At 60.5% G+C, this 6,833-nt stretch carries 11 protein-coding genes and 1 pseudogene; all 12 read left to right on the top strand.

The annotated features are described in order from the left end of the window. Positions 1-93, top strand: a pseudogene (locus VF436_RS01785) (30S ribosomal protein S14); the annotation flags it as partial. 217 nt (positions 94-310) lie between these two features. Next, positions 311-706 (top strand): 30S ribosomal protein S8, encoded by a 396-nt coding sequence (rpsH, locus tag VF436_RS01780; RefSeq protein ID WP_330902263.1) that lies wholly within the window; start codon positions 311-313, stop codon positions 704-706. 10 nt (positions 707-716) lie between these two features. After that, complete coding sequence (gene rplF / locus VF436_RS01775) at positions 717-1,244, top strand: 50S ribosomal protein L6 (protein WP_330902262.1); 528 nt, start codon at positions 717-719, stop codon at positions 1,242-1,244. A 32-nt stretch (positions 1,245-1,276) separates the two neighbouring features. After that, positions 1,277-1,630, top strand: coding sequence for a 50S ribosomal protein L18 (gene rplR / locus VF436_RS01770; protein WP_330902261.1), 354 nt, complete (start codon positions 1,277-1,279; stop codon positions 1,628-1,630). A 163-nt stretch (positions 1,631-1,793) separates the two neighbouring features. Further along, on the top strand, positions 1,794-2,303 hold the full coding sequence (gene rpsE, locus VF436_RS01765) for a 30S ribosomal protein S5 (protein WP_115477099.1): 510 nt from the start codon (positions 1,794-1,796) through the stop codon (positions 2,301-2,303). Then, the gene (gene rpmD, locus VF436_RS01760; RefSeq protein WP_049621807.1) at positions 2,296-2,484 is read left to right on the top strand and encodes a 50S ribosomal protein L30; all 189 of its coding nucleotides are present in this window, start codon (positions 2,296-2,298) and stop codon (positions 2,482-2,484) included. Before rpsE ends, rpmD begins: the two co-directional genes overlap by 8 nt. 5 nt (positions 2,485-2,489) lie before the next feature. Continuing rightward, positions 2,490-2,921 carry a 50S ribosomal protein L15 gene (gene rplO, locus VF436_RS01755; protein WP_330902259.1) on the top strand — a complete coding sequence of 144 codons (432 nt, stop codon included), beginning with the start codon at positions 2,490-2,492 and terminating at the stop codon, positions 2,919-2,921. Positions 2,922-2,925: 4 nt separating this feature from the next. Next, positions 2,926-4,251, top strand: a complete 1,326-nt coding sequence (gene secY, locus VF436_RS01750; RefSeq protein ID WP_330902258.1) for a preprotein translocase subunit SecY — start codon at positions 2,926-2,928, stop codon at positions 4,249-4,251. 132 nt (positions 4,252-4,383) lie between these two features. Then, positions 4,384-4,740, top strand: a complete 357-nt coding sequence (rpsM, locus tag VF436_RS01745; RefSeq protein ID WP_330902257.1) for a 30S ribosomal protein S13 — start codon at positions 4,384-4,386, stop codon at positions 4,738-4,740. A 12-nt stretch (positions 4,741-4,752) separates the two neighbouring features. Beyond that, complete coding sequence (gene rpsK / locus VF436_RS01740) at positions 4,753-5,139, top strand: 30S ribosomal protein S11 (protein ID WP_330902256.1); 387 nt, start codon at positions 4,753-4,755, stop codon at positions 5,137-5,139. An 11-nt stretch (positions 5,140-5,150) separates the two neighbouring features. After that, entirely contained in the window at positions 5,151-5,777 is a 627-nt protein-coding gene (gene rpsD / locus VF436_RS01735; RefSeq protein ID WP_330902255.1) for a 30S ribosomal protein S4, read from the top strand. A 16-nt stretch (positions 5,778-5,793) separates the two neighbouring features. Then, positions 5,794-6,792: a DNA-directed RNA polymerase subunit alpha gene (locus tag VF436_RS01730; RefSeq protein ID WP_330902254.1), complete on the top strand. Its 999-nt coding sequence runs from the start codon at positions 5,794-5,796 to the stop codon at positions 6,790-6,792. The last annotated feature ends 41 nt before the right edge of the window (positions 6,793-6,833 follow it).

The raw sequence follows: 6,833 nt of genomic DNA, 5'->3' as shown, positions 1-6,833 counted from the left end.
GCCGTATATGCCAAGTTCGGTCTGGGCCGTAACAAGTTGCGCGAAGCCACCATGCGTGGTGACGTGCCTGGCCTGCGTAAGGCCAGCTGGTAAGAAACATGGACTGTGCCCCTTTGGGGGCCCGTCTGAGCGGCGGGGGTGCGGGTTACCGTGCCCCCGTTGACGCAACTTTCGCTCGCTATTCGCAAAAGCTGGAAAAGCTGATATAGTCGTTGGTCTGTTTCACGCAGAACTGCCGGCCATGCCGGCTCACAATCGAATATTGATTTCCGGTTTTATCGGATATCGGTGCACTCTGAAGGATGTTTTCATGAGCATGACTGATCCCATCGCCGATCTGTTTACGCGCATCCGCAATGCCCAGCTCACGGGCAAGCAGGCCGTAAGCATGCCGTCGTCGAAGATGAAGGTGGCTGTCGCCAACCTTCTCAAGAACGAGGGTTATATCCTCGACGTCAAGACCAACGCCAACGAAGGCAAGCCGGTTCTTGAAATCAAGCTCAAGTACTTCGAAGGTCGTCCGGCCATCGAGCGTATTGAGCGTGTCAGCCGTTCCGGCCTTCGCATCTATCGTGGCAAGAGTGAACTGCCGAAGGTGCTGGGCGGTCTGGGCATTTCCATCATTTCGACTTCGGCAGGCCTGCTGACCGACGCGCAGGCGCGCGCCAAGGGCCTGGGCGGCGAAGTCATCGGCTTGGTCGCTTAAGGAGTATCCGATGTCTCGCGTAGCCAAAAAGCCGATTTCGCTGCCCAAGGGCGTCGAACTGAACGTTGTCGACGGCGGTGTCGCCGTGAAGGGTCCGAAGGGCTCGCTCAAGACCCACGCCCTGCCGGGTGTTTCCGTGGTCGTGGACAACGGTGTGGTCAACATCCAGCTCGCCGAGGGCGCCGAAGACAAGTTCGGCGGCACCGCTCGCGCTGTGCTGGCCAACATGGTCAAGGGTGTCTCCGAGGGTTTTGAGCGCAAGCTTGAACTGGTCGGCGTGGGCTACCGCGCTGCGATGCAGGGCAAGGCGTTGAACCTCAGCCTCGGCTTCTCCCACCCGGTGCTGTTCGAGGCTCCGGAAGGCATCAGCATTGAGACCCCCTCGCAGACCGAAATCCTGATCAAGGGTTCGGATAAGCAGCTGGTGGGTGAGGTTGCCGCCAAGATCCGCGCTTACCGTGCCCCAGAGCCTTATAAAGGCAAAGGTGTGCGTTACGCCGGCGAGAAGATCACCCTGAAGGAAGCCAAGAAGGCCTAATCGGCCTATCCGCTTCCGAGGAACCGAAAGTCATGAACAAGAACGAATCTCGTCTGCGCCGCGCCAAGTCGACCCGCGCTCATATCCGCAAGCTGGCCGTTGCCCGCCTGTCGGTTCATCGCACGGGCCAGCATTTGTATGCGCAGGTTTTCGATGCCTCCGGCAAGAACGTCGTCGCTGCAGCTTCCACGGTGCAGAAGTCGGTTGCCGAAGGCCTGAAGGGCACCAAGAACCTCGAGGCGGCCGCTGCTGTTGGCAAGGCTGTCGCCGAGCGCGCGATGGCCGCCGGCATCGAAGCTGTCGCCTTCGACCGTTCGGGTTTCCGCTATCACGGTCGCATCAAGGCTCTGGCCGAGGCGGCACGTGAGGCTGGCCTGAAGTTCTGATCGGCCGGGAGTGAGGGGTTAAGCGTTAGGGGCTTGTTCGCTCCTATCAGGCGACAAGGTCGCCGTTCCCTCACTCTTTGCTCTTCACTGTAGTTACAACAACTCCAAGCGGCCCAGCCGCAAGTAAAAGCCCCGGGTTGTCCGGGCATACGGAAAGAATTCAATGTCTTCTACCGATCGTGAAAATTCTGACGGCCTGCTCGAAAAGCTGATCGCCGTCAACCGAGTGGCCAAGACCGTCAAGGGTGGTCGCCAGATGAGCTTCACCGCGCTGACCGTGGTCGGCGACGGCGAGGGCAAGGTCGGCTTCGGTTATGGCAAGGCGCGTGAAGTGCCGGTGGCCATCTCCAAGGCGATGGAACGTGCCCGTCGCAACATGGTTAGCATCGATCTGAACAACGGCACCCTGTGGTATGCCATCAAGGCCAACCATGGCGCTGCGCGCGTGTTCATGCAGCCCGCTTCGGAAGGTACCGGCGTGATCGCGGGTGGCGCCATGCGTGCCGTGCTGGAAGTGGTAGGCGTGAAGAACGTGCTGGCCAAGGCCGTCGGTTCGCGCAACCCGATCAACCTGGTGCGCGCGACCATCAAGGGCCTGCAGGCCGTTGCTTCGCCCAAGCAGATCGCTGCCAAGCGTGGCAAGACCGTGGAAGAGGTGCTGGGCAATGGCTAATACCGAGAAAACCGTTCGCGTCCGCCTGGTCAAGGGCCTGCGCGGTGTGCAGAGTCGTCATCGCCTGAGCGTCAAGGCGCTCGGCCTGAACAAGCTCAACGACGTCCGTGAATTGAAGGACAGCCCGCAGGTGCGTGGCCTCATCAACACGGTCTATTACCTCGTGCGGGTTGAGGAGTAAGCATCATGCGTCTTAATGACATCAAGCCGGCCGCCGGTTCGCGCAAGACGCGTCTTCGCGTCGGTCGTGGCATCGGCTCGGGCCTGGGCAAGACTGCCGGTCGCGGTCACAAGGGTCAGCACGCTCGCGCGGGCGGCACCCACAAGTTCGGTTTTGAGGGCGGCCAGATGCCGCTGCAGCGTCGCTTGCCGAAGGTCGGCTTCCGTTCGCTGAAGAAGGCTGAGAGCCAGGAAGTGTTCCTGTACCAGCTGGCCAACCTGAAGGCGGACGAGATCACCCCGGTGGTGCTGCATCAGGCTGGCCTGATCGACAGTCGTGCCAAGAAGGTCAAGGTTGTCGCCAAGGGCGAGATCGGCCGTGCGGTCAAGCTGTCCGGCGTGCTGGCTACGGCCGGTGCCAAGGCAGCCATTGAAGCTGCCGGCGGCAGCGTGGAGTAACGAAGTGGCGGCTGCCCAGGGCTCATCGCTCGGATCGCTCGGTAAGCTGACGGAACTGCGTCAGCGCATCTTCTTTGTGTTGGGTGCGCTGATTGTCTACCGTCTGGGTTCGTTCATTCCGGTTCCGGGTGTCAATCCCGAGGCCATGGCGAACGTGATCGAACAAGGCGGTGGCCTGCTGAACATGTTCAACATGTTCTCGGGTGGCTCGCTCTCGCGTTTGTCGGTGTTTGCGCTAGGCGTGGTGCCGTATATCTCTGCTTCCATCGTGGTGCAGATGATGGGTTCGGTGATCCCGAGCCTGCAGGCACTACGCAAGGAGGGCGAGTCGGGGCGTCGCAAGATGACCACGTACACGCGCTTTGGTACCGTCGGCTTGGCGGCCTTTCAGGCATTCGGCATCGCGGTGGCGTTGCAGAAGCAGGTGGCGCAAAGTGGCGCGCCCGTCGTCTACACGCCAGGTTTCGGCTTTGTCCTGTCGGCCATCGTTGGCTTGACGGCAGGTACCATGTTCCTGATGTGGCTGGGTGAGCAGATCACTGAGCGAGGTATCGGCAATGGTATCTCGATCCTGATCTTTGCCGGCATCGTCGCGGGTCTGCCTTCGGCCGTGGTGCGCACGCTCTCCATGGTGACCGACGGTAACCTGAACGTGCTGTCCCTGATCCTGGTGGTGGTGTTGATCCTGGCGGTGACGGCGTTCGTGGTGTTCATGGAACGTGGACAACGACGTATCACGGTCAATTACGCGAGGCGGTCCGGTGGGCAACGTGCGTACATGAACCAGACCTCGCACTTGCCGCTGAAGATCAACATGGCCGGTGTCATTCCGCCGATCTTCGCCTCCAGCTTGTTGATGTTCCCGACGACCGCGGCGACGTGGTTTGGTCAAGGGCACCAGATTCGCTGGTTGCAGGATCTGACGCAGGCCTTGGCACCGGGTGAGCCGTTGCATGACATCTTATTTGCCGTGTTGGTGATCACCTTTGCCTTCTTCTATACGGCGATCATCTTTAATTCGCAGGAAACTGCGGACAACCTCAAGCGCTCTGGTGCCTTGATCCCGGGTATCCGTCCGGGTAAGGCGACAGGCGATTACATCGATGGCGTCATGACCCGGTTGACCGGCATTGGCGCGATCTACCTGGTGCTGGTCTGTCTGATACCTACGTTCATGCAGAACCTTTGGCACGTGTCTTTCTACTTCGGCGGCACCTCTCTGCTGATCGTGGTGGTTGTGGTGATGGACTTCACTGCTCAGGTGCAGGCGCACTTGGTCAGTCACCAGTACGAAAGTCTGCTCAAGAAAGCCAATCTCCGCCGCAACTGATGGCTGCTGGGGCGGTGGGGAAGGGCTGGTAAGGAGGGCGGCGGCAATGGTGCCGCAGGGCTTTCCTATAGGGTTAAGTTAAGTTAGAATTGCGCGTTTACCGCGCACGAAACGCATCGGAGAAAGTACATCATGGCGCGCATCGCGGGTGTCAATTTGCCGGTCCAGAAGCATGTCTGGGTTGGCCTGCAGAGTATCTACGGTATCGGCCGCAGCCGGGCCAAGAAGGTCTGTGTAGACGCTGGCGTGGTTCCCACCACGCAAATCAAGTCCCTCAGCGAGGGCGAGGTGGAGAAACTCCGCCACGAAATCGGTAAGTACGTGGTCGAAGGTGACCTTCGCCGCGAAGTGGGCATGGCCATCAAGCGTCTGATGGATCTGGGTTGCTACCGCGGTCTCCGTCACCGTCGTGGTTTGCCGGTGCGCGGCCAGCGCACGCGTACCAACGCACGCACCCGCAAGGGTCCGCGTCGCGCGATCAAGAAGTAACGGATTCCAGACATGGCTAAGCCGGTTAAGACCAAGAAGAAGATCAAGCGTGTTGTCACGGATGCCGTGGCCCACGTGCATGCTTCGTTCAACAACACCATCGTGACCATCACCGACCGCCAGGGTAATGCCCTGTCGTGGGCGACTGCCGGTGGCGCGGGTTTCCGCGGTTCGCGCAAGTCGACCCCGTTTGCCGCCCAGGTGGCCGCCGAAAAGGCGGGCCGCGCTGCTGGCGACTACGGTGTGAAGACGGTGGAAGTCCGCATCAAGGGCCCGGGCCCGGGTCGCGAGTCGGCGGTGCGTTCGCTGAACGCCCTCGGCTACAAGGTCCTCAACATCATCGACGTCACGCCGATTCCGCATAACGGCTGCCGTCCCCCGAAGAAGCGTCGAGTCTAAGGAGCATACCCATGGCCCGTTATCGTGGAGCTACCTGCAAACTCGCTCGTCGTGAGGGTGCAGATCTCAGCCTGAAGAGTCCGGCTCGCGCCATCGACTCCAAGTGCAAGCTGGAAAACAAGCCCGGTCAGCATGGCGCCAACAAGCGCATGCGCATGTCCGACTATGCCAACCAGCTGCGTGAAAAGCAGAAGGTCAAGCGCATCTATGGTGTGCTTGAGCGTCAGTTCAGCAATTACTACGTCAAGGCGTCCAACCTCAAGGGCAACACGGGTGAGAACCTGCTGCGCTTGCTTGAGAGCCGTCTCGACAACGTCGTTTATCGCATGGGCTTTGCGGTGACCCGCGCCCAGGCTCGTCAGCTGGTCAGCCACAAGGCTGTGCTGGTTAACGGCAAGAAGGTGAACATTCCGTCGTACCAGGTTCGTCCGGGCGATGCGATCGCGCTGACCGAGCGTGCGCGTACTCAGTTGCGTGTACAGGAAGCGGCGACCGTCTTCGACACCATGGACCTGCGTCCTCAGTGGGTCGAAGTTGACTCCAAGAAGTTCGAAGGCACCTTCAAGTCGACGCCGGACCGCGGTGATCTGCCGTCCGACATCAACGAAAGCCTGATCGTCGAGCTTTACTCGAAGTAATCAATCGGAGCCCTGCATGGCAGTTTCGTCAACTAGCGTGCTGCGGCCGCGTGGCCTCAGTGTCGAGCAGCTCGGATCCAACCGTGCCAAGGTTGTGGTCGAGCCGCTCGAGCGTGGTTTCGGCCACACTCTGGGCAATGCGCTGCGTCGCGTGCTGCTCTCCTCGATCCCTGGCTCTGCCATCGTCGAGGTGGAAATCGATGGCGTGCTGCACGAGTACACCACCCTTGAAGGTCTGCAGGAGGACGTGATCGAAGTCCTGCTGAACCTAAAAGATGTGGCGATTCGTCAGCACTCGGGTGATGAAGTCACCCTGACCCTGGCCAAGAAAGGCAAGGGCGTGGTGACCGCCGGTGATATCGCGGTCGACCATTCGGTGGAGATCATCAATCCGGAACACGTGATCTGTCACCTGACCAAGGACATCGCCCTCAATATGCGCCTGAAGGTGCGTCGTGGCGTCGGCTATCAGCCGGCCAGCTCGCGGCAGCATCCGGATGACGAGGCACGTCCGATCGGCCGCCTGCAACTGGACGCTTCGTTCGCGCCCGTACTGCGCGTGGCCTACGAAGTGGACGCCGCTCGCGTCGAGCAGCGCACCAACCTCGATAAGCTCGTGCTGGATATCGAGACCAACGGCACCATCGGTGCGGAAGACGCGGTTCGCAAGGCCGCTGAAATCCTCAACGATCAGTTGTCGGTGTTCGGTGACTTCTCGCGTCGCGAGAGCGCCACCGACAAGGCTGAGAAGGGTGGGTTCGATCCGCTTCTGCTCCGCCCGATCGATGATCTGGAACTGACTGTTCGTTCGGCCAACTGCCTGAAGGCCGAGAGCATCTATTACATCGGCGATCTCGTACAGAAGACCGAAGTGGAGCTGCTCAAGACGCCGAATCTTGGCAAGAAGTCGCTGACCGAAATCAAGGATGTCCTTGGCGGTCGTGGCCTCGCGCTGGGCATGAAGCTCGAAAACTGGCCGCCGCCGGGCCTTTCGCACGGCATGCAGCTGGGTTGATCAGATCAAGGGCGACCGGCAGCGGTCGCCCTTGATGTTGC

Origin of the sequence: Dyella sp. (genome assembly GCF_036384435.1) — a bacterium.
Classification (GTDB): domain Bacteria; phylum Pseudomonadota; class Gammaproteobacteria; order Xanthomonadales; family Rhodanobacteraceae; genus GSA-30.
The sequence above is the reverse complement of the archived record's forward strand: the minus strand, read 5'-3'. Positions and strand labels throughout refer to the sequence as shown.